At 72.6% G+C, this 24,367-nt stretch carries 25 protein-coding genes; 8 read left to right on the top strand and 17 right to left on the bottom strand.

The window, feature by feature from the left end:
* Positions 1-18 precede the first annotated feature (18 nt).
* From N538_RS0119095 to N538_RS0119080, 4 genes are all read right to left on the bottom strand, one after another.
* Positions 19-1,209 (bottom strand): alpha-hydroxy acid oxidase, encoded by a 1,191-nt coding sequence (locus N538_RS0119095; protein WP_269320361.1) that lies wholly within the window; start codon positions 1,207-1,209, stop codon positions 19-21.
* A 187-nt stretch (positions 1,210-1,396) separates the two neighbouring features.
* Positions 1,397-2,707 carry an FUSC family protein gene (locus N538_RS26245; protein ID WP_231496275.1) on the bottom strand — a complete coding sequence of 437 codons (1,311 nt, stop codon included), beginning with the start codon at positions 2,705-2,707 and terminating at the stop codon, positions 1,397-1,399.
* A gap of 26 nt (positions 2,708-2,733) precedes the next feature.
* The gene (locus N538_RS0119085; RefSeq protein ID WP_028638629.1) at positions 2,734-3,165 is read right to left on the bottom strand and encodes a nucleoside deaminase; all 432 of its coding nucleotides are present in this window, start codon (positions 3,163-3,165) and stop codon (positions 2,734-2,736) included.
* Positions 3,166-3,188: 23 nt separating this feature from the next.
* The gene (locus N538_RS0119080; protein ID WP_028638628.1) at positions 3,189-3,674 is read right to left on the bottom strand and encodes a tRNA adenosine deaminase-associated protein; all 486 of its coding nucleotides are present in this window, start codon (positions 3,672-3,674) and stop codon (positions 3,189-3,191) included.
* 99 nt (positions 3,675-3,773) lie between these two features.
* Here N538_RS0119080 and upp point away from each other — a divergent pair, with 99 nt between their 5' ends.
* Entirely contained in the window at positions 3,774-4,415 is a 642-nt protein-coding gene (upp, locus tag N538_RS0119075) for a uracil phosphoribosyltransferase (protein WP_028638627.1), read from the top strand.
* Positions 4,416-4,543: 128 nt separating this feature from the next.
* On the opposite strand, the gene N538_RS28650 is transcribed toward upp, so the two are convergent.
* From N538_RS28650 to N538_RS0119040, 7 genes are read right to left on the bottom strand one after another with little or no spacing between them, the layout of a single operon-like run.
* A complete protein-coding gene (locus tag N538_RS28650; RefSeq protein ID WP_155992248.1) occupies positions 4,544-4,714 on the bottom strand; it encodes a hypothetical protein in 171 nt (56 codons plus the stop codon).
* Between the two features lie 49 nt (positions 4,715-4,763).
* Complete coding sequence (locus tag N538_RS0119065; protein WP_036571328.1) at positions 4,764-6,143, bottom strand: NAD(P)(+) transhydrogenase (Re/Si-specific) subunit beta; 1,380 nt, start codon at positions 6,141-6,143, stop codon at positions 4,764-4,766.
* On the bottom strand, positions 6,143-6,466 hold the full coding sequence (locus tag N538_RS26240; protein ID WP_036571325.1) for an NAD(P) transhydrogenase subunit alpha: 324 nt from the start codon (positions 6,464-6,466) through the stop codon (positions 6,143-6,145). The genes N538_RS0119065 and N538_RS26240 overlap by 1 nt, the downstream gene beginning before the upstream one ends.
* The gene (locus N538_RS0119055) at positions 6,466-7,605 is read right to left on the bottom strand and encodes an NAD(P) transhydrogenase subunit alpha (RefSeq protein ID WP_028638625.1); all 1,140 of its coding nucleotides are present in this window, start codon (positions 7,603-7,605) and stop codon (positions 6,466-6,468) included. The genes N538_RS26240 and N538_RS0119055 overlap by 1 nt, the downstream gene beginning before the upstream one ends.
* A gap of 10 nt (positions 7,606-7,615) precedes the next feature.
* On the bottom strand, positions 7,616-8,197 hold the full coding sequence (gene thpR, locus N538_RS0119050) for an RNA 2',3'-cyclic phosphodiesterase (RefSeq protein WP_028638624.1): 582 nt from the start codon (positions 8,195-8,197) through the stop codon (positions 7,616-7,618).
* Entirely contained in the window at positions 8,194-8,934 is a 741-nt protein-coding gene (locus tag N538_RS0119045) for a VIT1/CCC1 transporter family protein (RefSeq protein WP_051549443.1), read from the bottom strand. Before N538_RS0119045 ends, thpR begins: the two co-directional genes overlap by 4 nt.
* Before the next feature lie 52 nt (positions 8,935-8,986).
* The gene (locus tag N538_RS0119040) at positions 8,987-10,201 is read right to left on the bottom strand and encodes an MFS transporter (RefSeq protein WP_028638622.1); all 1,215 of its coding nucleotides are present in this window, start codon (positions 10,199-10,201) and stop codon (positions 8,987-8,989) included.
* Positions 10,202-10,295: 94 nt separating this feature from the next.
* Here N538_RS0119040 and N538_RS0119035 point away from each other — a divergent pair, with 94 nt between their 5' ends.
* Positions 10,296-10,604: an ArsR/SmtB family transcription factor gene (locus tag N538_RS0119035; RefSeq protein WP_028638621.1), complete on the top strand. Its 309-nt coding sequence runs from the start codon at positions 10,296-10,298 to the stop codon at positions 10,602-10,604.
* On the opposite strand, the gene N538_RS0119030 is transcribed toward N538_RS0119035, so the two are convergent.
* Positions 10,570-12,027 carry an MDR family MFS transporter gene (locus N538_RS0119030; RefSeq protein ID WP_036571322.1) on the bottom strand — a complete coding sequence of 486 codons (1,458 nt, stop codon included), beginning with the start codon at positions 12,025-12,027 and terminating at the stop codon, positions 10,570-10,572. The two genes, N538_RS0119035 and N538_RS0119030, sit on opposite strands and share 35 nt — an antisense overlap.
* A gap of 120 nt (positions 12,028-12,147) precedes the next feature.
* Here N538_RS0119030 and glgX point away from each other — a divergent pair, with 120 nt between their 5' ends.
* The 4 genes from glgX to N538_RS0119010 are packed head-to-tail and all read left to right on the top strand — an operon-like array spanning position 12,148 to position 19,356.
* Positions 12,148-14,334, top strand: coding sequence for a glycogen debranching protein GlgX (gene glgX, locus N538_RS0119025; RefSeq protein WP_028638619.1), 2,187 nt, complete (start codon positions 12,148-12,150; stop codon positions 14,332-14,334).
* Between the two features lie 5 nt (positions 14,335-14,339).
* Complete coding sequence (gene treY / locus N538_RS0119020; RefSeq protein ID WP_028638618.1) at positions 14,340-16,601, top strand: malto-oligosyltrehalose synthase; 2,262 nt, start codon at positions 14,340-14,342, stop codon at positions 16,599-16,601.
* A complete protein-coding gene (gene treZ / locus N538_RS0119015; protein WP_028638617.1) occupies positions 16,598-18,343 on the top strand; it encodes a malto-oligosyltrehalose trehalohydrolase in 1,746 nt (581 codons plus the stop codon). Before treY ends, treZ begins: the two co-directional genes overlap by 4 nt.
* A complete protein-coding gene (locus N538_RS0119010) occupies positions 18,340-19,356 on the top strand; it encodes a nitronate monooxygenase (protein WP_028638616.1) in 1,017 nt (338 codons plus the stop codon). Before treZ ends, N538_RS0119010 begins: the two co-directional genes overlap by 4 nt.
* 1 nt (position 19,357) lies before the next feature.
* Here N538_RS0119010 and N538_RS0119005 read toward each other — a convergent pair whose 3' ends face one another.
* Genes N538_RS0119005 through N538_RS0118990 form a run of 4 tightly spaced genes read right to left on the bottom strand, consistent with a single transcriptional unit; the run spans position 19,358 to position 22,497 of the window.
* Complete coding sequence (locus N538_RS0119005) at positions 19,358-20,059, bottom strand: hypothetical protein (protein ID WP_028638615.1); 702 nt, start codon at positions 20,057-20,059, stop codon at positions 19,358-19,360.
* A 10-nt stretch (positions 20,060-20,069) separates the two neighbouring features.
* Entirely contained in the window at positions 20,070-20,756 is a 687-nt protein-coding gene (locus tag N538_RS0119000) for an NAD-dependent deacylase (RefSeq protein WP_028638614.1), read from the bottom strand.
* Complete coding sequence (locus N538_RS0118995) at positions 20,753-21,367, bottom strand: class I SAM-dependent methyltransferase (RefSeq protein WP_036571312.1); 615 nt, start codon at positions 21,365-21,367, stop codon at positions 20,753-20,755. The genes N538_RS0119000 and N538_RS0118995 overlap by 4 nt, the downstream gene beginning before the upstream one ends.
* The gene (locus N538_RS0118990; protein WP_028638612.1) at positions 21,364-22,497 is read right to left on the bottom strand and encodes a GTPase family protein; all 1,134 of its coding nucleotides are present in this window, start codon (positions 22,495-22,497) and stop codon (positions 21,364-21,366) included. The genes N538_RS0118995 and N538_RS0118990 overlap by 4 nt, the downstream gene beginning before the upstream one ends.
* Positions 22,498-22,572: 75 nt before the next feature.
* Between N538_RS0118990 and N538_RS0118985 the strand changes: the two genes are divergently transcribed.
* The gene (locus N538_RS0118985; RefSeq protein WP_231496274.1) at positions 22,573-22,866 is read left to right on the top strand and encodes a nuclear transport factor 2 family protein; all 294 of its coding nucleotides are present in this window, start codon (positions 22,573-22,575) and stop codon (positions 22,864-22,866) included.
* A gap of 24 nt (positions 22,867-22,890) precedes the next feature.
* Here the strand turns inward: N538_RS0118985 and N538_RS0118980 are convergent, their stop codons facing one another.
* Positions 22,891-23,280, bottom strand: a complete 390-nt coding sequence (locus N538_RS0118980) for a winged helix-turn-helix transcriptional regulator (RefSeq protein ID WP_197025416.1) — start codon at positions 23,278-23,280, stop codon at positions 22,891-22,893.
* Between the two features lie 124 nt (positions 23,281-23,404).
* On the opposite strand from N538_RS0118980, the gene N538_RS0118975 reads away from it, so the two are divergent.
* Positions 23,405-24,319 carry an NADP-dependent oxidoreductase gene (locus tag N538_RS0118975; protein WP_028638609.1) on the top strand — a complete coding sequence of 305 codons (915 nt, stop codon included), beginning with the start codon at positions 23,405-23,407 and terminating at the stop codon, positions 24,317-24,319.
* Positions 24,320-24,367: the final 48 nt, after the last annotated feature.

Genomic DNA, 24,367 nt, shown 5'->3' with positions numbered 1-24,367 from the left:
ACGACATGTAACCCCGAGTTACAGGCGGCGCGGCTCCAGTCGCACCAGCTGGGTCACGTGGCCGGGCTCGAGCTCGTCCAGCGTGCGCACGCCGAGCAGCCGCATGGTCCGCTCTACCTGGCCGCGCAGGATCTCGATGGCCCGGTCCACGCCGTCGCGGCCGCCGGCCATCAGCCCGTACAGGTACGCCCGGCCGACCAGCGTGAAGTGCGCGCCGTGCGCGATCGAGGCGACGACGTCCTGGCCGGACATGATGCCGGTGTCCAGGTGCACCTCGACGTCGTTCCCGACCGCGGCCACCACCTGCGGCAGCAGGTGGAAGGGCACCGGTGCGCGATCGAGCTGGCGGCCGCCGTGGTTGGAGAGCAGCACCGCGTCGACGCCCGCATCGGCGAGCCGCCGCGCGTCGTCGACGGTCTGCACGCCCTTCACCACGAGCTTGCCCGGCCACTGCTCCTTGATCCAGGCCAGGTCGTCGTAGGTGACCGTGGGGTCGAACATGGTGTCCAGCAGGTCGGCGACCGTGCCCGACCAGGAGTCCAGGGACGCGAACGCGAGCGGCTCGGTCGTCAGGAAGTTGATCCACCAGGCGGGGCGCGGGATCGCGTCGACGATGGTGCGCGGGCTCAGCGTCGGCGGGATCGTCATGCCGTTGCGCACGTCGCGCAGGCGGGCGCCCGCGACCGGCACGTCGACCGTGACGAGCAGCGTGTCGTACCCGACCTTCGCGGCCCGGTCGACCAGCGCCATCGAGCGGTCACGGTCCTTCCACATGTAGAGCTGGAACCAGTTGCGGCCGTCCGGCGCCGCGGCGGCGACGTCCTCGATCGACGTGGTGCCCATCGTTGACAGCGAGAACGGGATGCCCGCCGCGGCCGCGGCCGTCGCGCCGGCGATCTCGCCCTCGGCCTGCATCATCCGGGTGAAGCCGGTGGGCGCGATGCCGAACGGCAGCGCCACCCGCTTCCCGAGCACCACGCGCGAGGTGTCGACGGTCGAGACGTCACGCAGGATCGCGGGGTTGAACTCGACGTCGCCGAACGCCTGCCGGGCGCGGGCCAGCGACACCTCCCCGTCGGCCGCGCCGTCGGTGTAGTCGAACGCGGCCTTCGGCGTACGCCGCTTGGCGATCCGCCGCAGGTCCTCGATGGTGAGGGCCCCCGCCAGCCGGCGGTCCTTCGGCGACCAGACCGGACGCTTGAACCTCATCAGGGGCGCCAGGTCGTGACGCTTCGGAAGTTGCCGCTTCATCGAACAGCTCCGTGGGGCTCGTGGACGACAGGTGCAGGGGCGCGGGCGGCCAGGGTCCGCAGGTCTTCGAGGGTGCCCGACAGGGCGCCGTGCGCGCGACCCCGCACCAGGACGTTCCCCAGCGCGGTCGCCTCGACGGGGCCGGCTACGGCGTACCCGCGTCCGGGTCGTCCCGGTCCCCGTCGGCCGGGAGCCGTGGCATCCGCACCGTCTCGGCGTCCGGGCTGCTCTCGGGAGCGATCGGGGGACGGGGCCGCAGCGGCGCCGGCCTGGGACGGACCGGGCCCTGCAGCTGCAGCTGGCGCCGCACGCGCTGGGCCAGGTCGAGCTCGCGCTCGACCCTCTTGACGGTCGACAGCACGCTGGCCTGCAGCTCGCGCAGCGCCGGATCGGCCGCGACCGTGCCGAGCTCCTCGAGCCGGGCACGCGCCTCCGGCAGCCCGGCCATCGCCTCCCGGAGCGCCGCGAAGTCCGCCGTGCGCACCTGGCCGAGCGGCGCCGCCTCGAGCCGGACCAGCTCGCCGAACGCGTCGACCGCGGCGGCCAGCTCGCGGAATGTCTGCGCGAGGCCGAGCAGGAGGTCCTCCGCGCTGTCGTCGGCGAGCCAGCCCGGACGTCCGGCCGTGGTGTCGGCGAGGGTCCGGTACATCGACCGCACCGCCAGCGCGGTGTGCTCGAGCGACTCCAGGCCGTGCCGCAGGCCGGGTCCCAGGTCCGGGGTGGCGACGGCCCGCACGTTCAGCCGGCGGCCCTGCTCGGCCCGGAGCAGCGCCGCCCCCACACGCGGTACGTCGTGGTGCGTGATCACCCGTGCGTCATCGAGCCACGCGGCGGCAGCGGGGGCGACCTCGTCCGGCTCGCCCGCCAGCTGCTCGAGCGCATCCGCGGAACGGCGCAGCAGGTCGCTCACCGCGTCGGCCAGCCCCTCGATCTCCCGACCGGCGTCCGAGGTCGGGATGCGCGGCGGGAAGAGCAGGTTCGCCGCGATCCCGACCGCGGCGCCGACCAGCGTCTCCGCGATGCGCTGGCTCGCGGCGGCCTCGGCGCCGAGCGCGCCCACGCCGAGCACGAGCATGCCGCTGATCGCGACCTCGATGAGGTTCGAGCGCAGTCGCAGCGCCTGCCCGACGGTGATCGAGACGAAGATCAGGGCACCGAGGCTCCACCACTCGAGCGGCGCGACGGCCGCGAAGCCGACCGCCAGGGCGACACCGGCCACGACGGCCACGACCCGGTCGAGCCCGCTGGCCAGCAGCGACACCGGCGTGACCTGGACGACCAGCATCGCGGTCAGCGGCGCCAGCAGGGGCTGGGTGTCCGGGAAGATCATCGTGGCGGCGACGTAGCTGGCGACCGCCGCCGTGGTGATCCGCAGCGACCAGAACACCGCTGGTCGCCAGCCCACGCGCAGCCGTCTCAACTCTCGGCTGAACCGGCCACGCCACTGCTCGCGCACGCGTTCCATCATGACCCACGGACCGATCAGCGACGGTCCCCGAAGAACGCCTCCAGGAGGGCGGCGGACTCGTCGGCGAGCACACCCGTGACCACCTCGGGCCGGTGGTTGAGGCGCCGGTCGCGGACGACGTCCCAGAGGCTGCCGACGGCGCCGGCCTTGGGGTCCCAGGCGCCGAACACGATCCGCTCGACCCGGCTGAGCACGGCGGCGCCGGCGCACATCGTGCACGGCTCCAGGGTGACGACGAGGGTGTGGCCGTCGAGGCGCCACTCGCCGTGGTCGCGGGCGGCCGCCCGGAGGGTGACCACCTCGGCGTGCCCGGTCGGGTCGGCCTCGGCCTCGCGGACGTTGCGGCCGCGCGCGACCGGCGTACCGTCCGGCGCCAGCACGACGGCGCCGATCGGGACGTCGCCCGTGGCGAGCGCAGCCCGCGCCTCGTCGAGGGCGACCCGCATCGGGTCGTCCCAGCGCCCGTCGCTCACGCCGAGGTGAGGCCGACGGTGTCGTCGAAGAGCTTGCCGAAGCCCAGCTTGCGGGCGACGTCGGAGAGCATCTCGTCGGGGTAGAGGTCGACGTCGTCGAGCAGCACCGCCATGTCCATCGCGTGCATGCCGAGGTCTCCCAGCAGGTCCAGGTCGCCGGCCGGGACCTGGTCGTCCTCGTCCTCGGGCTGCGGCAGGCCGAGGAACTCGACGGCCGAGCTGGCCAGCTCCCACTCGTCGGCGGCGGTGATGTCGGAGAGCAGCACCCGGATGGTGGGACCCGCGACCCGGACGATCACGAAGAAGTCGTCGTCGGTCGCGATCATGCCGACCGCCCCTCCGTCGCCCGGGAACCGGCGCAGCGCGTGGGACAGCTTGTCGATGTCCTCGAGCACGTCGTGGGCGAGCTCCTGCACGGTCCAGGAGCCCTCCTCGCGGTAGGCGGCCACGGCGAAGTCGATCGCGTCGATCTGCTCGACCATCGTCTTCCTCCGCTCCTGCTCGCCGGGTGCCCTCCAGAGTGGCAGACCGCTGCGACGCGGCCAAGCCCCTGTGCGCCCATACCCACTAGGGTTTCGACCATGCGCACCCACGTCGTCGACCACCCGCTGGTGGCCCACAAGCTCACCCACCTGCGCGACGAGAAGACGGACTCCCCGACGTTCCGCCGGCTCGCCGACGAGCTTGTCACGCTGCTGGCGTACGAGGCGACGCGCGACGTCCGGGTGGCCGCGTACGACATCGTCACGCCAGTCTCGCCGACGACCGGTGTCTCGCTGGCGAACCCCAAGCCGCTGGTGGTCCCGATCCTGCGGGCGGGCCTGGGCATGCTCGACGGGATGATGCGGCTGCTGCCGACGGCGGAGGTCGGCTTCCTGGGCATGATCCGCAACGAGGAGACGCTCCAGGCCTCGACGTACGCCGAGCGGCTGCCGGAGGACCTGCGGGGCCGGCAGTGCTACGTGCTCGACCCGATGCTCGCCACCGGCGGGACCCTCGCGGCGGCCATCAAGTTCCTCACCGACCGCGGTGCGGACCACATCACCGCCATCTGCCTGCTCGCCGCGCCGGAGGGTTGCGCGCGGCTGGAGAAGGAGCTGGAGGGACTCGACGTCCCCGTCACGATCGTGACGGCCGCGATGGACGAGAGGCTCAACGACAAGGGCTACATCGTCCCCGGCCTCGGCGACGCCGGGGACCGGTTGTACGGCGTCGTCGGCTGACCGGACGTCGTCTGAGCGTCGGGGGCCGTCGGGATCCCCGGCTCGCCGGGTATGCCGACGCTTATGGGGTGTTGCAACGCCCGTGAAGCGCAGGGATCCCCGGTTCACCGGGTATCCCGACGCCCAGCTCAGCCCGGGATCATCTGCACCTTGCCGGTGGCGATGAGGACCAGCAGCACCAGCACGAGGACGCCGAGCACGGCGTAGGCCCACTCCTTGCCGACCCGGGTCTCGTCGGGCTCGGGCGCGTCGTACCGGTGCCCGTCCGGGCGACCGAAGCGCTCGTCGTCGTCAGTCATGGCCGTCCAACGAGTGACGACGCGAGACGTCCCGCGCGGTGCGTGTGACTCAGAGCGCCTTGACGGCGTTGAGCAGCTTGCCGAGCGAGTCCTTGGCGTCGCCGAAGAGCAGCGTGGTCTTGGGGTCGAAGAGCAGCTCGTTCTCGATGCCGGCGAAGCCGGGGCGCATGGACCGCTTCATGAACACGATCTGCTGCGCCTCGTCCGCGTTGAGGATCGGCATGCCGTAGATCGGCGCGCCCGGTGTGGTCTTCGCCGCCGGGTTCACCACGTCGTTGGCGCCGACCACCAGGACGACGTCGGTGTGCTTGAACTCGCCGTTGATCTCGTCCATCTCGATGAGCTGCTCGTAGGGCACCTGGGCCTCGGCGAGCAGCACGTTCATGTGCCCGGGCATCCGGCCGGCGACGGGGTGGATCGCGTAGTCGACCTGGGTGCCGCGCGCGATCAGGACGTCGACGAGCTCGCGCAGCGTGTGCTGGGCCTGGGCGACCGCGAGGCCGTAGCCGGGCACGATGATCACGCGGTCGGCGTACCCGAGCAGGATCGCGACGTCCTCGGGGCCGGCGGACCGCACGGGGCGGTCCGACGCCTCGCCACCACCCAGGGTCGAGCCGCCCTTGAGGGCGCCGAACATGATGTTGGCGACCGAGCGACCCATCGCCTTCGCCATCAGCATGGTCAGGTAGGTGCCGGACGCCCCGACGAGCGTGCCCGCGACCAGCAGCACGACGTTGGACAGCACGTAGCCGCCCGCGGCGACCGTGAGGCCGGTGAACGCGTTCAGCAGCGAGATCACGATCGGCACGTCCGCGCCGCCGACCGGCAGCACCAGGAGCACGCCGACCAGCAGCCCCAGCAGCGCCAGGACGATGCCGACCCACATGGTCGGGTCGATGACGACGCGCACACCGAGCACCACCGCGGCAGCGACGGCGATCGGGAAGACGTAGCGGAGCCCGGGGAAGATCACCGGCCGCGAGGTCATCAGCTCCTGGAGCTTCGCGAACGTGATGATCGAGCCCGCGAACGAGATCGAGCCGACCGCGATCGTGAACGCCGTCGCCGCGAGCGTGAACCACGAGACGTCGTCGACGTGCGGCGTCATCTCGTGCAGCTCCAGCAGGGCGACCAGCGCGGCGGCGCCACCGCCGACACCGTTGAACAGCGCCACCATCTGCGGCATCTGGGTCATCTGCACCCGGCGGGCGCCGACCACGCCACCGGCGGTGCCGACCGCGATCGCGGCGAGGATCAGCGGCACGTGGTCGAGGTCGAGGTAGATGAACGGCACGATCACCGCGACCACCGCCGCGGCCGCCCCGACCAGGTTGCCGGCCCGCGCGGTCCTCGGGCCGGACAGGCCCTTCAGCGCGAGGATGAAGCAGACCGCGCAGGCCAGGTAGACGAGCTGCACCCACGTCGGCATCAGGCGGCGCTCCCGCCGTCGGTCGGAGCCGCTGCGGGCTTGGGCTTCTTGCGCACGAACATCTGCAGCATCCGGTCGGTGACCACGAAGCCGCCGACCATGTTCACCGCGGCCAGCACGATCGCGACCAGGCCCACGACGAGCGCGACGTCGTTGTCGGTCGCACCCGTCACCAGGACCGCGCCGAGCAGGATGATCCCGTGGATGGCGTTCGCGCCGGACATCAGCGGGGTGTGCAGCGTCGAGGAGACCTTCGAGATCACCTCGATCCCGACGAACACGCTCAGGATGAAGATCGTCAGCCAGACGACGGCCTCGTCCATCAGTTGGCTCCTTCCAGAGCATCGCCCTCGATCTGGGTGCGCGTGGGTTCGTGCCGGATGGCGCCGTCGTGGGTCACGCAGGACCCGGCGACGATCTCATCCTCGAAGTCGGGGGCGAAGCCGTCGTCGGCACTCATCAACGTCACGATGTTCACGATGTTCTGCGCGTACAGCCTCGAGGCCGGGCCGGGCATCTGCGACGGCACGTTCCGCCCGCCCCAGACCTGCGCGTTGCCGATCCGGACCACCTCGCCGGCCACGGCGCCCTCCACGTTGCCGCCGGTCTCGGCCGCGAGGTCGACCACCACGGACCCCGGCTTCATCTGCTCCACCATCGCGCTGGTCACCAGCAGCGGCGCCTGGCGACCCGGCACGGCTGCGGTCGTGATCAGCGCGTCCGCGGCGGCGACGTACGGCGCCAGCCGTTCCATCTGCAGTGCCGCGCGCTCCTCCGTCATCTCGCGGGCATACCCGCCCGCCCCCTCGAGGGTGTCCAGCTCCAGGTCGATCGCCTGCGCGCCCATCGACCGGATCTCCTCGGCGGCGGCCGCGCGCACGTCGTACGCCTTCACGACCGCGCCCAGCCGCTTGGCGGTGGCGATCGCCTGCAGCCCGGCGACGCCCGCACCCAGGACCACCACCTCGGCCGGCGGCACCGTGCCCGCGGCCGTCATGTTCAGGGGGAAGAACCGGCGCAGCATCCCGGCCGCCACGATCGCGCACCGGTAGCCCGACACCAGCGCCTGCGAGGACAGCGCGTCCATCGACTGGGCCCGCGAGATCCGCGGCACCAGCTCCATCGCGAACGACGTCACCCGCGCGTCCCGGAGTGCGGTCACCACCTCGGGCTCCTGCCCGGTCGGCAGGAAGGACACCGTCGCGGCGCCCTCGCGCAGCCGCCGCACGACGTCGGTGCCCGGCGGCTGCACCGCCACCAGCACGTCCGCCTGCTCGACCGCGCCGGCGTCGACCGTCGCGCCTGCCGCCACGAAGTCCTCGTCGGCGATCAGCGCATGCTTGCCCGCACCCGGCTCGACGACGACGTCGTACCCCAGCCCGGTCAGCTTGCCGACCAGCTCGGGGACCATCGCCACCCGCGCCTCACCCTCGCGGGTCTCCCTGGCCACAGCGATCTTCACCCGTGGCAACCTAGGGCACTTCGGGGGGCCTTGCGAGTGTGAACTCCTCAACATTGACATAGCGGGGTCGTCCGCGCGGTCCCTCTCCCAGGTGGGAGACGACCAGCGTGACGCGGTCGGCGAGCCACCTCGGACCGGCGTAACCGTCCAGCAGGCGGACCCAGCTCGACACCTCCGCCGGCCGGCCGAGCCGCGCGACGGTGACGTGCGGCCGGAACCGCTGGCCGTCGACCGCGATGCCCGCGCGGCCGGCGGCGGCCCGGCAGCCCGTCGCCAGCCGGTCCATCTCGGTGCGGCCTCGCTGGTCGAGGTCGAGCCCGGCCCACAGGACCCGGGCCCGGCCGGGGTTCGGGAACGCACCGCCGCCGGCGATCGCGGTCTCGAAGGCCGACCGCTTCGCGGCCGCCCGCTCCAGCCGCTCGCCCAGGTCGTCGAGCCGACGCTCCTCGACGTCGGCCAGGAACGCCAGCGTCACGTGGAACTGCTCGCTGCTCGCCCAGCGGTACGCCGCGGCGCCGCGTCGTACGTCGAGGAAGTCGTCGAGGTGCTGGACCGCCTCGTCCGGCGGAACCAGGGCGACGAAGAGCCTCACCCGATCTGGGTCCCCAGGGCGGACCCGATCGCATACGTGACGGCCATCGCGAAGAGCCCGCCCACGATGTTGCGGAGCACCGCACGGCCGGGTCGCGCATAGCCGAGCCGAGCGCTGACGAACCCGGTGACCGCGAGGGCGGCGGCGACGGCGGCGACCGTCAGCCAGATCCGGATCGCGTCCGACGCGAGCGTCATCGTCAGCAGCGGCAGCAGCGCGCCGATCGTGAACGACAGCATCGACGCCCAGGCCGCGTGCACCGGGCTGGAGATGTCGTCGGGGTCGATGCCGAGCTCCGCCTCGGCGTGCGCCCCGAGCGCGTCCTTGGCGGTGAGCGCCTTCGCCACCTCGAGCGCGAGCTCCTCGTCGAGACCCTTCCCGACGTAGATGCCCGCCAGCTCGGCGAGCTCCTCCTCGGGCTCCTCGCGCAGCTCTCGGCGCTCCTTGGCCAGCAGGGCGAGCTCGGAGTCGCGCTGGGTGCTCACCGAGACGTACTCCCCCGCGCCCATGCTCATCGCGCCGGCCGCGAGCCCGGCCACGCCGGCGATCATGATCGCGGAGCGGTCGCTGGTGGCGCCGACCGCACCGATGACGATGCCGGCCGTGGAGACGATGCCGTCGTTCGCGCCGAGCACGGCGGCGCGCAGCCAGTTCAGCCGGTTGTTCAGGCCCGCCTGGTGCGGCTCGCCGTCGTGCGGCCCCAGGGGGACGGCATCACTGAGCCCGCTGGCAGTCACGGGTCGATCCAAACGCCGACCGGGCGCCCTCGCAACCAAGGACAGGCTCCGCTCACGCCCGGCTCGAGCGCAGCCCGAGCACGCCGGCGAGCACGCAGCTGAGCGCCACCGCCAGCGAGAACCACGGGAAGACCGCGGCCAGGCCCCAGGTCGTGGCCGCCCACCCGGCGAGGATCGTCGGGACCGCCATCGCGGCGTACGCCAGCACGTAGAAGGCCGACATCACCTGGCCGCGGTGAGCCGCCGGCACGACGCTGCCCAGGTGCCGCAGGGAGCCGCCGAACGCGAGCCCGAACGACAGACCCATCAGGACGGCGGCCAGGGTGATCAGCAGCGCGTGGTGGCTGTCCAGGGCGACGACGCTCAGGCCGAGCGCCACCGCGGTCCCGAAGTCACCGGCGATCGCGGCCCGGCGGGCGGCCAGCCGGCCGCCGAACGCCTGGCTGACTGCGGCCGCGCCGGCCATGGCCGCGACCACGGCACCGCCGAACACGACGCTGTGGATGCCGGTCGACTGCCCGGCGAAGGCGGGGAAGAGGGACAGGTAGACGCCGAGGACCGACCAGGCGGCCATCACGCCGATGACCGAGAAGCGGAAGTCGCCCGCGATCGACGCCGGCACGCTCGGCCGCGCGACGCGGAGCGGACCGGAGGCGCGGCCGGTGCGACCGGCGTGCGGCTCGGCCATCCCGAGCAGGCCGACCAGCAGCGCGAGGACGACGACGGCGACGGCCGCGAACGGCGTGACGTAGGGGTGCGGACCGAACTGCGCGAGCAGGGAGGCGCCGAGGACGGTCGCACCGATGCCGACGTTGAACATGATCCCGGTCAGGTGGCCGGTCCGCGCGCCCCGCTCGGGGCGGAGGTCGAGCAGCGCGGCGCTCCCGACGACGACCGCGGTCCCGACCGCCGCGCCGTGCAGCACCCGCGCGACGAGCAGGGCGGCGACGCCGTCCGCCGTCATGAAGACCGCGAGCCCGGCGACCATCACCACCGCCGCGCCGAGCAGCAGCGGCTTGCGGCCGTACTTGTCCGAGGCCTGGCCGGCGACGAGCACGGCACCGAGCGCCGCCACGGCGTACGCCGCGAAGACCACGGTGGTCGTGATCGGGGCCAGGCCCCAGCGCTGCTGGTAGAGCCCGTAGAGCGGAGCAGGAGCCCCGGACACCCCGAGCGACGCGGCCAGGAGGGCGATGAGCAGGGGGTAGGCCCAACGCTGCTCGGCCCGGTGTGCCTCGGCGGCCCGGGCGGCGGTGCTGGTGCTCATCGGCTTCCTCCTCGTGCTAAGTTCGACGTAGATCGAACAGGCATCACCGTAGACTCCGGTTCGATGGATATCAAACCGATGTGAGGAGGGTCATGTGAGCGACAACCAGGAGCGGCCGCCCGTGGCGCCCCTGCAGGACGTCCTCGCCGCGATCTCCGACCCGGTGCGGCTCGAGATGCTCCGGCGGCTCGATCCGGACGGCGCGCCCGTGGCGTGCGGGCAGCTCTACGACGGCATCGGCAAGTCCACCGCCAGCCACCACTTCAAGATCCTGCGCGAGGCCGGGGTGATCGAGGTCGAGCTGATCGCCGGGAAGACCCACCAGCGGCTGCGTCTCGCCGACGTCGAGGCGGCCTACCCCGGCGTGCTCAGCTCGATCCTGGCGGTGCCGTCGGCTCGCTGATCCTCCGGGTCATGAGCAGGCCGACCGGCAGCAGCGCGAGGGCGAAGACCGCCGACGCCACGAACACCGCGTGAATGGCCGGGTTGAGGACGTCCGGGGTCAGGTGCTCGAGGTCGGGTACGCCGCGGCCCAGCCTCGAGGCGACGACGCCGTTGGCGATCGCCCCGAACACCGCGACGCCGACGGCGCTGCCGACCGAGCGCGCGAACATGGTGCTGCCGGTCGCGACGCCGCGGTGCTGCCACGTCACCGACGACTGCGCCGCGATGACCGACGGGCTGGCGACCAGGCCGAAGCCCAGGCCCATCACGAAGCACGGCGCGGCCAGCAGCCAGATCGAGCTGTCCGTGTCGATGAGCAGCAGCAGTGCGGCGCCCACGAAGCCGATGACGCTGCCGATCAGCATCGTGGCCCGGAACCCGATCGTCAGGTAGAGCCGCCCCGAGTTGGACGCCGCGATCGGCCAGCCGAGCGTCATCGCGGCCAGCGCGAGGCCGGACACCAGGGCGTCGTGGCCGAGCACGCTCTGCGCGTACAGCGGGATGTACGACGACAGCCCCATCATCAGGACGCCGACGACGAGCGAGGCGAGCATCGCCGACAGCAGGACGCGCTTGCGGAACACCCAGATCGGCAGCACCGGCTCCGGCGCGCGGCGCTCGGCGAGCACGAAGCCGACCAGCAGCACGGCGGCCACCGCGAACAGCGAGACGCTGGTGGCCGAGTCCCAGGACCAGCGCACGCCGCCCTCGAGCAGTGCCAGCAGCAGCAGGATCCCGCCGCCGGTCAGCAGCAGCGAGCCGGCGTAGTCGATGGTGTGCCGCTGCCGCTCCACGCGCTCCTCGAACCGGCGCCAGAGGGCCACGAACGCGGCGATGCCGAGCGGCAGGTTGACGAAGAAGATCCATCGCCACGAGAGGTAGTCGGTGAAGACGCCACCGAGCGTCGGGCCGACCACCGCCGACAGCGCCCACACGCTCGCGACGTACCCCTGGACCTTGGCGCGCTCCTCGAGCGTGTAGATGTCGCCGACGATCGTCATGCTCATCGGCTGGACCGCGCCCGCGCCGATGCCCTGGACGGCCCGGAACGCGATCAGCGCGCCCATGCTCCAGGCGAGGCCGCACAGCAGCGAGCCGAGCAGGAACAGCCCGATGCCGACCAGCATCACCGGCTTGCGGCCGACCAGGTCCGCGAGCTTGGCGTACACGGGGACCGTGACCGCCTGGGCCAGCAGGTAGATCGAGAACAGCCACGGGAACTGGCTGAAGCCGCCGAGGTCGGCGACGACCGCCGGCACCGCCGTCGCGAGGATCGTCGAGTCGATCGCGACCAGCCCGATGCTGAGCATGACCGCGAGCAGCACCGGCCCGCGCTCGCTGCGCAGTCCGACGCTGGCGCGGGAGATCTCGTTGACGGCCATGTCCCGCGGCAACCTACCGCCGGGTGTGATTTGTTCCCCCGGAGGTTCGGCGGGTGCCGGTGGGGGGTACACCGTGCTTTGATCGATCCAATCGAGCGGACTGGCAGGGTGGAGAACGTGGTGGAGGTCTGGCCGGGGCGCGCGTACCCGCTGGGAGCGACATTCGACGGGAGCGGCACGAACTTCGCGCTGTTCAGCGAGGTCGCGGAGCGGGTGGAGCTGTGTCTCTTCGACGCCGAGGGCGCCGAGACCCGGGTGGAGCTCACCGAGGTCGACGCGTACGTGTGGCACTGCTACCTGCCGACGGTGCAGCCGGGGCAGCGCTACGGGTACCGGGTGCACGGACCGTGGGACCCCGAGCAGGGGCTGCGCTGCAACCCGAGCAAGCTGCTGCTCGACCCGTACGCCAAGGCGACCGCGGGCGAGATCGACTGGGACCAGGCGCTGTTCTCCTACAACTTCGGCGACGAGCACTCGCGCAACGACGACGACTCGGCGCCGCACATGACGCACGGCGTGGTCATCAACCCGTTCTTCGACTGGGAGGGCGACCGGCGCCTCGACTACCCGTACAACGAGACCGTCGTCTACGAGGCGCACGTGAAGGGGCTGACCCAGCTGCACCCCGACGTACCGGAGGAGCTGCGGGGCACGTACGCCGGCCTCGCGCACCCGGCCGTCATCGAGCACCTCATGAAGCTCGGCGTGACCGCGATCGAGCTCATGCCGGTGCACCAGTTCGTGCAGGACAGCACGCTGCTGGACCAGGGGCTGCGCAACTACTGGGGCTACAACACGCTCGGGTTCTTCGCCCCGCACGCCGACTACTCCTCCGCGGCGCGGGACGGGCAGGCCGCGCTCGGGCAGCAGGTGCAGGAGTTCAAGTCGCTGGTCAAGGCCATGCACACCGCCGGCATCGAGGTCATCCTCGACGTGGTCTACAACCACACGGCCGAGGGCAACCACCTCGGCCCGACGCTGAGCTTCAAGGGCATCGACAACGCGGCGTACTACCGCCTCGTCGAGGACGACCAGCGGTACTACATGGACTACACCGGCACCGGCAACAGCCTGAACGTCCGGCACCCGCACTCGCTCCAGCTGCTGATGGACTCGCTGCGCTACTGGGTCACCGAGATGCACGTCGACGGGTTCCGCTTCGACCTCGCGTCCACGCTGGCCCGCGAGTTCTACGACGTCGACCGGCTCTCGACGTTCTTCGAGCTCGTGCAGCAGGACCCGGTCGTCAGCCAGGCGAAGCTGATCGCGGAGCCGTGGGACATCGGCCCGGGCGGCTACCAGGTCGGCGGCTTCCCGCCGCAGTGGACCGAGTGGAACGGCAAGTACCGCGACACCGTCCGCGACTTCTGGCGGGGCGAGCCCTCGCTCGGTGAGTTCGCGTCCCGCCTGTCGGGGTCGTCGGACCTCTACGAGCACTCCGGCCGGCGCCCGTTCGCGAGCATCAACTTCGTCACCGCGCACGACGGCTTCACGATGCGCGACCTGGTGTCGTACGACGAGAAGCACAACGAGGCGAACGGCGAGGACAACAACGACGGCGAGAGCCACAACCGCTCCTGGAACCACGGCGTCGAGGGCCCGACGGACGACCCGGACATCCTCGCCGCCCGCGCCCGGGCCCAGCGGAACTTCATCGCGACGCTGCTGCTCAGCCAGGGCGTGCCGATGCTGCTGCACGGCGACGAGCTCGGCCGCACCCAGCAGGGCAACAACAACACGTACGCGCAGGACAACGAGCTGTCGTGGGTGCACTGGGACGAGGCCGACGGGCCGCTCGTCGAGTTCACCGCCGCGGTCTCCCGGCTGCGGCGCGACCACCCGACGTTCCGCCGCAAGCGGTTCTTCACGGGCGGCACCGTGCGCGTGCCGGACGGCGGCGACGGTGACCGGCTCAACGACATCGTCTGGCTGCACCTCGACGGCCGGCCGATGGACGACGAGGACTGGGCCGACGGGGCGAAGGCGCTCGGGATGTACCTCAACGGGCACGGGATCGCCGGCCTCGACGAGCGCGGGCAGAAGATCGTCGACGACCACTTCCTCCTGTACTTCAACGCCGACGGCGAGGCGCAGGTGACGCTGCCGCCCGATGAGTACGCCGACGCGTGGGACGTGGTCATCGACACCGGCGGCTCGGCCGACGAGGACGGCACGTTCGCGGCGGGGGAGACGTTCACGATCCCGTCCCGCAGCATGGTCGTGCTGCGGGAGCACATCGAGGCCGAGGACGAGCCGGACCTCTCCGTCGCGGCGTCGGTCGCCGCCTCCCAGGCGCGCAAGGCCTGATCGCGGTGCGAGTCCCCGTCTCGACGTACCGGCTCCAGATCACGCCGGAGTTCGACCTGTTCGAGGCCGCCCGGCGGCTGCCGTACCTCCACGACCTCGGGGTGGACTGGGTCTACCTGTCCCCGCTCCTCGCGTCGGAGCCCGGCAGCCAGCACGGGTACGACGTCGTCGCGTTCGACCGCGTCGACCCGCAGCGCGGCGGCGCCGCGGGTCTCGCCGCGCTGTCCGCCGAGGCGCGACGCCTCGGCATGGGCGTGCTCGTCGACATCGTCCCGAACCACGTCGGCGTCGCCACGCCGGCCGAGAACCCGTGGTGGTGGGACCTGCTCGCGCTGGGCCGCGAGTCCGAGCACGCGACCGCGTTCGACGTCGACTGGGCCGCGGGCGACGGGAAGCTCCTGGTCCCGGTGGTCGGCGACGGCGACGAGGGCGCGATCCGGATCGAGGACGGCGAGGTGCGCTACCACGACCACCGCTTCCCGCTTGCGCCCGGCACGACCACGCTCGAGGAGCAGCACTACCGGCTGGTGAACTGGCGCGAGGCCGACGACAACCTCAACTACCGGCGGTTCTTCGCGGTCAACACGCTCGCCGCCGTGCGCGTCGAGGACCCGGAGGTGTTCGCCGACACCCACGTCGAGATCCGGCGCTGGCTCGACGAGGGGCTCGTCGACGGCCTGCGGGTGGACCACCCCGACGGCCTGCGCGACCCGCGGCGCTACCTCGACGACCTCGCCGCGATGACCGGCGGCGCCTACGTGCTCGTCGAGAAGATCCTCGAGCCCGGCGAGGCGCTCCCGGCCGGCTGGGCCACGCAGGGCACGACGGGGTACGACGCTCTCGTCCTGCTCGACCGGGTGCTCACGGACCCGGCGGGCGAGGCCCCGCTGGATGCCCTGGAGGCCCGGCTCCGCGGAGCGCCGGTCGACTGGGCGGCGATGGTCCACGACAACAAGCGCGCCGTCGCCGACGGCATCCTGCACTCCGAGGTCCGCCGGATCACCCGCGAGGTGCTGCGGATCGTCCCGCTCCCGTTCGCCGACGTCGAGGACGCGGTCGCCGAGCTGCTCGCCTGCTTCCCGGTCTACCGCTCCTACCTGCCCGGTGGCCGCGAGCACCTCGACGAGGCCTTCGACCTCGCCCGGAAGCACCGGCCCGACCTGGCCGCGACGTACGACGCCCTGCTGCCGGTGCTGTCCGACCCCTACTCGCAGCCCGCCCGGCGGTTCCAGCAGACCAGCGGCATGGTGATGGCCAAGGGCGTCGAGGACTGCTCCTTCTACCGCTGGTCCCGGCTGACGTCTCTGAACGAGGTCGGTGCGGACCCGTCGGTCTTCTCGGTGTCGGTCGCGGACTTCCACGACGCCATGGCCGGGCGTCAGCGCGACTGGCCGCACGCGATGACCGCGCTGTCGACCCACGACACCAAGCGCGGCGAGGACGTGCGCGCCCGGATCACCGTGCTCGCGGAGATCCCGGACGCGTGGGAGACCGCGTTGGCCGAGCTGCTCCGGCTCGCGCCGGTCCCCGACCCGGGCTTCGGCTCGCTGCTCTGGCAGGCCGTCCTGGGCGCGTGGACCACCGACCACCTCCCCGACCTGCGCGACCGTCTGCACGGGTACGCCGAGAAGGCGATGCGCGAGGCCGGCGACCGCACCATGTGGACCGAGCCGGACGAGGAGTACGAGGCCGCGGTGCACGCCGCCGTGGACGCGGTCTTCGAGTCCCCGGACGTGCAGCGGGTGCTGGGCGAGCTCGCGGCCCTCGTCGACGCACCGGGCCGGTCGAACTCGCTGGCCCTGAAGCTGTTCGCGATCACGATGCCCGGCGTGCCGGACGTCTACCAGGGCAGCGAGCTCTGGGAGACGTCGCTGGTGGACCCGGACAACCGCCGCCCCGTCGACTTCGACCACCGGGCCGCGGTGCTCGCCGGCGAGGACGGCGACGACGCGGTCGAGAAGCTGCACGTCACCAGCACCGCCCTGCGGCTGCGGCGCGACCGGGCCGACCTGTTCACGACGTACACGCCGGTGGCTGCCTCCGGACCGGCCGCCGACCACGTGCTCGCGTTCGACCGCGGCGGCGCGGTCGCCGTCGCCACCCGGCTGCCGGCCGGCCTCGCCGCGCGCGGCGGCTGGGGCGACACCGTGCTCGAGCTGCCCCCCGGGCGGTGGCACGACGTGCTGACCGGGTCGGCCACGGACGGCCGGCTCGCCGACCTGCTCGACACCCACCCGGTCGCGCTGCTGGTGAGGGAGGACGCATGACGACCCGCGGACCGTTCGACGTCTGGGCGCCCGGTGCACGACGGCTGCGGCTGTCGGTGGGGGATGCCACCGTCGAGATGACCCGAAGAGTCGACGGCTGGTGGACACCGGCGCAGCCCGTTCCCGACCGGGCCGGAGAGGAGGTCGACTACGGCTACCTGATCGACGACGCGGACACGCCCCGACCCGACCCGCGGTCGCGGCATCAGCCGGCGGGCGTCCACCAGCGCTCGCGAACCCACGACCCGTCCCGCTACACCTGGAACGACGGGGCCTGGACCGGTCGGCAGCTGGCCGGGTCCGTGGTCTACGAGCTGCACATCGGCACCTTCACGCCCGAGGGCACCTTCGACGCCGCCCTCGAGAAGCTCGGCCACCTCCGCGAGATCGGCGTCGACCTGGTCGAGGTGATGCCGGTGAACGCCTTCAACGGCACCCACAACTGGGGGTACGACGGCGTCGGCTGGTTCGCGGTGCACGAGGGCTACGGCGGCCCGGAGGCCTACCAGCGCTTCGTCGACGGCTGCCACGCGGCCGGCCTCGGCGTGATCCAGGACGTCGTCTACAACCACCTCGGCCCGTCCGGGAACTACCTGCCGGAGTTCGGGCCCTACCTCAAGCAGGGCGCGAACACGTGGGGCGACTTCCTCAACCTCGACGGGCCAGGCTCCGACGAGGTGCGCCGCTACATCCTCGACAACGTCCGGATGTGGCTCGACGACTACCACGTCGACGGCCTGCGGCTCGACGCCGTGCACGCCCTCAACGACGCGGCGCACCAGCACCTGCTCGAGGAGATGGCCATCGAGGTGGCGGCGCTGTCGGCGCACCAGCGCCGGCCGCTGACCCTCATCGCCGAGTCCGACCTGAACGACACCCGCCTGGTGCGGCCGCGCGAGGCGGGCGGCTACGGGCTGGACGCCCAGTGGAGCGACGACTTCCACCACGCGGTGCACGTCGCCCTGACGCGCGAGACGACCGGCTACTACGCGGACTTCGAGCCGCTGTCCTCGCTGGCGAAGGTGTGCGAGCGCGGCTTCTTCCACGACGGCACCTGGTCGTCGTTCCGGGGGCGTCCGCACGGCTTCCCGGTGGACGTGCGCGCGATGCCGACGTGGCGGCTGGTCGTGTGCAACCAGAACCACGACCAGGTCGGCAACCGCGCCCGCGGCGACCGGATCACCGAGGTGCTCGACGACGACCAGCTGGCGTGCGCGGCCCTGCTGACGCTGTGCGGCCCGTTCACGCCGATGCTCTTCATGGGCGAGGAGTGGGCCGCATCCACGCCGTTCCAGTTCTTCACCTCCCACCCCGAGCCCGACCTCGGCCGCGCGACGGCCGAGGGCCGGATCAGGGAGTTCGAGAAGATGGGCTGGGACCCGGCCGTGGTGCCGGACCCCCAGGACCCCGAGACGTTCACGCGCTCGAAGCTCGACTGGGCCGAGGCCGCGACCGGGCGACACGCCGTCCTGCTCGAGGCCTACCGCGACCTGGCCCGCCTGCGCCGTGAGCACCCGGACCTGACGGACCCGTCCTTCGGATCGGTCGCGTGCACCGCCGACGAGGAGTCCCGGCTCTTCACGATGCGCCGGGGCGGGATGCTCGTCGTCGTGAACTTCGGTGACGCCGAGGCCGGCCTGCCCGTGGAGAGCGGCGAGCTGCTCTTCGCGACGCCGGCGGGCGCGACCCTGGCCGACGGCCGGCTGGTGCTGCCGGCCCACGCGGGCGCGGTGCTCGGGTGACCGGGCTCGGCCTGGGCGGACTCCCGGTGCTCGCCGCGCCGATGGCCGGCGGGCCGTCGACACCGCAGCTGGTGGCGGCCGCGACCGCGGCCGGGTCGTACGGCTTCCTGCCCGCCGGCTACCGATCGGCCGAGCAGCTGGCCGGTGACCTCGCGGCAGTGCGCGAGCACACCGACGACGTCGGCGTGAACCTGTTCGTGCCGGACGACGCGCCGTTCGACCGGGCGGCGGTGACGGCGTACCGCGACCGGATCGCACCGGAGTACGAGCGGGCCGGGATCGCCGTGCCCGAGCCGCGCTGGTCCGACGACGACGACTGGCCCGCGAAGGTCGACCTGCTCGTCGAGCAGCCGGTCCCGTGGGTCAGCTTCACGTTCGGCCTCCCCGACGCGGCGACGGCAGACCGGCTGCGCCGGGCCGGGTCGCGCCTGCTGGCCACGGTCACCGACGTCGACGAGGCCCGGGAGTCCGCGGCGCTCGGGGTGGACGGGCTCGTCGTCCAGTCGCAGGACGCGGGCGGGCACCGCGGCACCTTCGACCAGCACCGGACGCCGAACGACGTCCCGCTGCTCGACCTCGTCACCGGGGTGCGCGCGGCGACCGGGCTGCCGGTCGTCGCCGCCGGCGGCGTCACCGGGGCGGATCAGGTGGCGGCGCTGCTCGAGGCCGGCGCCGAGGCCGTGGCCGTCGGCACCATGCTGCTGCTCGCCGACGAGGCCGGCACCCGTCCGGTCCACCGGGCCGCGCTCGCCGCCCCCGATCGCTTCCCCGGGACGGTGACCATGCGGGCCTTCACCGGCCGCGTCGCCCGGGGGCTGCGCAACCGCTTCAGCACGACGTACGACGACGGCGCACCGGTCGGCTACCCCGCCGTCCACCACCTCACGGCGCCGCTGCGCGCCTGGGCGGCCGCGAACGACGAGCCGGACCTGCTGCACCTGTGGGCCGGCGCCGGGCACCGCGCGATCCGCCCGGGTGCCGCGCGCGACATCCTCGGGTCGCTCTGCCCCTGAGTCAGCCGGCCAGGCTGCTGAGGTCGACGACCTGGTCGTCCGACGGCGCGGAGACGTCGAACTCCTCGTCGAAGGCGGAGAACGTGACGGTGCCGGTGTCGTCGCCCGAGGTCTTCTCGATCTTCACCAGGTAGTGCGGGTCGTCGACGAGGACGTACCCGGTCGAGGTGCCGTCCTCGGGGTCCTCGCGGTCGACCTTGACGACGTCGTCGCCGTCCACGGTGTCCGTGCCGTTCTTGCTGAACGTCGCCTTCTCACCCTCGGTGTCCGACAGCAGCTGGTCGAGCAGCTCGTCGACGTCGCAGAACTGCTTGATCGAGTCCTCGCCGTCCGGCACGACCACCCACTTGTCGCCGACGACTGCCATCACCTGGTCCGCGGTGTCACCGGCGAAGGACCGCCAGAACGCCTCGTCGGGCTTCATCCAGGTGACGCCACCCACGCCGAGAAGGTCGGCCGTGCCGTCCGCGATGCCGAGCGAGCCGGTGCAGTCGCCGTCCGAGTTGGCCTGGAGGTCGATCGAGATCGCCTGGCCGCTCGTGGTGAGGTCGCCCTCGACCTTGACCGCCTTCAGGCCGCCCATGGCGTCCTTCGAGGACTTCACGATCGAGTCGGCCGACCCGTCGGCGAAGTCGTTGCCACCGCACGCGGTCAGGACCGCCATCGCGCCGATGCCTGCCAGTGCCAGTGCGATGCGTGCCATGGCGCGCACGCTATCGCAGCAGGTCGTCCACCCACGCCGGCACGAGCGACGACGCCGGGCCGTGCCGGGCGTCGTCGAACAGGTGCGTGCCCGCACTGGGCTGCAGGTTGAGCTCCAGGGTGCGGGCACCGGCCCGGGCGGCGAACTGGACGAAGCCGGCGGCCGGGTAGACGGCCCCGGACGTGCCGATCGAGACGAACAGGTCGGCCGCGTCGAGGGCGTCCTGGATCCGGTCCATCTGGTACGGGATCTCGCCGAACCACACCACGTCCGGCCGGAGCTCGCTCACCCCGCAGCGCGGGCAGGGCGGGTAGTCGGCGAGGTCGTGCTCCCACGGCGTCCGGCCTCGGCAGGCCCGGCAGAGCGCAGACCTGAGCTCCCCGTGCATGTGCAGCACCCGGGTGGAGCCGCCCCGCTCGTGGAGGTCGTCGATGTTCTGCGTCACGACGAGGAGCCGGTCGCCGAGCTGGTCCTCGAGCCGGGCGAGCGCCCGGTGGGCGGCGTTCGGCTCGACGCGGCTGAGCGATGCCCGGCGCTCGTCGTAGAAGCGGTGCACGACCGAGGGCTGCAGGTCGTAGCCCTCTGGGGTCGCGACGTCCTCGACGCGGTGGCCCTCCCACAGCCCGTCCGCGTCGCGGAACGTCGGCACCCCGCTCTCGGCGGAGATGCCGGCTCCCGTGAGGACGACGACGTTCACGGCACCCTCCGGTACGTCGCGACGACGTACCCGCCGTCGTCGAAGCGGTCACCGGTCCAGGTGGCGTGGCGCTCGCCGGCCGCGAGACCGGCCGCGGCCATCGCGGCGTCGACCTCGGGCAGCGGGGTGACCGGGCAGTCACCCGGGAGGTGCGCGGCATCGAGCCCGAACCCCGTGACGAGCACACCGCCGCGCGCGGTGTGCGCGCCGAGGCGGTCGCAGGCCGCGGCCAGGGTCCCCTCGTCCAGCAGCGGGATCGTGTTGCCCGCGACGACGACCAGGTCGAACACCGCGCCGAGGTCGAACGTCGCGAGGTCGGCGACCCGCCAGTCCAGGTCGGGCGCCGCGGCGCGGGCCTCGGCGACCATCGAGGCGTCGAGGTCCACCCCGACCACGTCGTACCCGAGCTCGTGCAGGCGTACGGCGATCCGCCCGGTGCCGCACCCGGCGTCCAGGGCCCGCGCCGGCGGTGGCACCAGCGACGCCGCGAACGTCGCCTCGCCGTGCACCTCGGCGCCGTCCTCGGCCAGCCGGCGGAAGCGCTCGGCGTACGCGGCGGCGTACCCCTCGCCCACGGTGTCGAGGGCAATCTGCTCCCAGCGGGTGCTCACGACGACAGCTTCCGGCGCGCCGCCTGGCTCTTGAACTCGTCCATGAAGACGCGCCGGATCGAGTCGCTGTCGAGCGCGCCGCCGACGGCGCGGAGCTCGCCGCGCGCGATCCGCTCGCAGACGCGCAGCCAGGCGTGGCCCATCGCATAGGTGAACGTGCCCGCGATGGTGGCGTTGATGGTGCCGGCGACCGCGGTCCCGGCGCCGGGGATGAACTTGATCAGGTTGCCGACCAGCGAGCGCCCGGCCGTCGTCGCCGCGGCGGTCGCGGCCAGGGACGCGGCCGTCGAGCGCTCGAGGGAGATCCCGTAGGTGACCGCGATCGAGGCCATCATCGTCAGCTGGAGGGGGACGAGGATGGCGGCGTCGGAGAAGGGGATCGGGGAGGCGCCGGCGGTGGTGGCGGCTCCCGTCGCCACCTTGATCGCAGCCTCCGCACGCTCCCGCTTGCGGTCGAAGTCAATGCGTTGAGCCGCCGTGATCGCGTGGGCAACGCCCGCAGGCGCACCTCGAAAGGTGGCATCGAGGAGCTCCCGCAGTCCGTAGGCCGACTGCCCGGTGAACTCGTCCGCCAGGGCCATCGTGTAGTGGATCAGCCCGTCGGCGATCGGCAGCCGCAGGTCGGCGATCCTGGCCGCGAGCGCCTCGGCGTCGGGGTGCACCTGCTGCCCGGATCGGGGCACCTGGGTCAGCACCAGGATCACCGGTATCCCCAGCTCGGCCAGCGCCCGGACGAACTCCGCCTCGGTCGTCTCGAACCGTCGGTCGCCGGCGCGCACGCAGTACCAGGCGACGTGCAGCTGCTCGGACAGCGGCTTGCGGCGCATCCCGTGCAGGTAGTCGCGCAGCTCCGCGAGCAGCGCGTCGTTGTCCGTGCCGACCTCGAGCCCGCGGGTGTCGAGCACGCCGAGGGTCCCGGACTGGTGGAGGTAGAGGTGCGCCTGCCGGGTCACCGGCTCGCCGATGCCGGTCTGCGCGATCTCGGTGCCGAAGATGGCGTTCACCAGCGTGCTCTTGCCGACCCCGGTCTTGCCGAAGATGGCCAGGTTGAAGCGTCCGACCTCGTCGGCCTTGTCCTTCCAGGCCTTGCCGAAGGCCTGGCGGAACCAGTCGTCCGCGGGTGTCGCCATGGGACCAGAGTCCCAGAGCCGGTCAAGGGCCGTGGCAGCATGGGAGACGTGGATGCCCCACCTGCAGTGCAGCGCATGGTCGACGCGACCAACGCCGGTGACCATGCGGCGTTCGTGGACTGCTTCACCGAGGACTGCTACCTGGAGGACTGGGGTCGCCAGTTCCATGGGCACGACGGCGTCGCGTCCTGGGACGAGACCGACAACATCGGCAAGCACACGCACTTCCGGGTGGAGGGCACTCGTCAGGACGGGGACGCCTGGGTCGTGACGCTCACGGTCACCGGTGACGGGTTCAACGGCACCAGCGAGTTCGTCTTCGAGGTCCGCGGCGACCGCATCCGCTCCATGGTCATCCGCCCCGACTGAGGACGCTCGTGGGCATCTCGGCGCTCAGCGGGCGTCGTACTCGTCGCGGGCCGCCTGGACGACGTCCATGTGCGCCTCGGCCCAGGCCTTGAGCCCGCGCATCAGCTCGTCCAGCGACTCACCCAGCGGCGTGAGGGTGTAGTCGACGGTGACCGGGACCGTCGGTGTCACGGAGCGGACGACCAGACCGTCGCGCTCGAGGGACCGCAGCGTCTGGGTCAGCATCTTCTGGCTGACGCCCGCGAGCCGCCGGCCCAGCTGCGAGAAGCGCATCGTGCCCTCGTCGGCGAGCGCCGCCAGGACGAGCGCGACCCACTTGTCGGAGATCCGGTCGAGGAGCTGGCGGCTCGGGCACCCGGCCACGAAGGCGTCGTAGGCGACCTTCGCCTGCTCGCGCTGCTGGGCGGCGGTCATCGTCGACACGGGTCCTCCCGGACACCTCGGGGCAAGTTACGCACTTCCAGGTGCCTACTTACCAATGGAGAGTTACCCCGCCATCGTGGACTACGTAACACCACGTCCACAAGAGGAGCGCTCCATGACCACGACCCAGACCTTCCGCGCCGCCGTCGTCCGCACGCCCGGCGGCCCCGACGCCATCGAGCTCGTCGACCTCCCGGTCCGCGACCCCGCACCCGGTGAGATCCGGGTCCGGGTCGCCGCGGCCCCGGTCAACCCCGTCGACCTCGCGGTCGCCGACGGCTACTTCCACGGGATCGGGCTGATCGACCAGCCCGACCGCACCGGCCTGGGCTGGGACTTCTCCGGCACCGTCGAGGCGGCGGGCGAGGGCGTCGACCTCCCGGTCGGCACCCGCGTCGCCGGCCTGGTCGGCGGTTTCGACCGGGACTTCGGCACGTACGCCGAGCAGCTCGTGCTCTCCGCGTCCGACGTCGGCCTGGTCCCGGCCGACCTGGACCTGGTCGCCGCCGCGACGCTCCCCCTCAACGCCCTCACCGCGGCGCAGCTGGTCGACCTCCTCGGGGACGGGGGCGGGCGCTCACTGCTGGTCACCGGCGCCGCCGGTGCCGTCGGCGGGTACGTCGTACCGATGGCACTCGAGCGCGGCTGGCGGGTCACCGGCCTGGCCCGCGCCGCGGACGCGGAGTTCATGCGCGGCCTCGGCGCCGACTTCACCGCTGCTGCCGAGCCGGGCTGGGACGCGGTGGCGGACGGGGCCGTGATGCAGGACGCCGGCGTTGCCCTGGTGCGGGACGGCGGCGTCTTCGTCGGGGTGCAGCCGTCGGCCCCGCCCGCATCCGAGCGTGGGGTGGAGATCCGCGTGGTCGGCGTGGTGCCCGACGGCGCCCGGACGACGGGCCTGCTCGCCGACGCCGTCGCGGGGAAGCTGGTCACGCGCGTCGCGGGCGAGCTGCCGCTGGCCGACGTGGCCGACGCCCACCGCCTCGTGGCGAAGGGCGGCGTCCGGGGGCGGTGGGTGCTGAGGCCCTGAGCCACCCGGGCACGATGAGTTCCGGCGCCGCCACCGGTCACCACGCAG

The sequence above is a fragment of the Nocardioides sp. URHA0032 genome (genome assembly GCF_000620645.1).
Lineage (GTDB): Bacteria > Actinomycetota > Actinomycetes > Propionibacteriales > Nocardioidaceae > Nocardioides.
The sequence above is the reverse complement of the archived record's forward strand: the minus strand, read 5'-3'. Positions and strand labels throughout refer to the sequence as shown.